Below are 543 nucleotides of genomic sequence, written 5' to 3' on the forward strand. Positions count from 1 at the left end.
CAGCGACGAATCTGGTCATTCTCATCACAGATACCGCCCCAGAAGCCAAAGCTGACACAGGCACAGTGACAGAAGACGGTGCAGCACTTGAAGGAAACGTGATCACAGGTGGCAGTAGCAACAGCACAGATGTTGCTGACAGTTTAGGTGCAGATGCAACACAAGTGACAGGAGTCAGCAAAGGAAGCTCAACAACAGAACAAACAGGTAATGTTGGTGGAACAGGACTTGCAGGTGACTACGGCACACTGATACTCAATAGCGATGGTAGTTACCGCTATACCGTTGACCCAAATAATGCAACCGTGAATGCATTAAAAGATGGAGGCAAGCTCACAGAAACATTTAGCTACACCATTAAAGATGCAGATGGGGACTGGAGTACCACGACATTAACCATCACCATTGACGGACATACCGATGGCCTACCAAGCATTACACCGAACGATGAGAACGGAAACAATGTTGGTGGTCAGATTACAGTGTATGAAAGTGGTCTAAGTACAGGTAGCAATGCAAGTGCAGCGAGCGAATCTGCCAGTG

At 47.7% G+C, this 543-nt stretch carries 1 protein-coding gene; it reads left to right on the forward strand.

Going from position 1 to position 543, the window contains the following annotated elements:
• Window positions 1-543: cadherin-like domain-containing protein (locus ACFFRH_RS45025; RefSeq protein WP_512701162.1), on the forward strand; the 543-nt coding region annotated here is incomplete at both ends.

This window comes from Streptosporangium vulgare (assembly GCF_042428775.1).
In the GTDB taxonomy this organism is placed as follows: Bacteria; Actinomycetota; Actinomycetes; order Streptosporangiales; family Streptosporangiaceae; genus Streptosporangium; species Streptosporangium vulgare.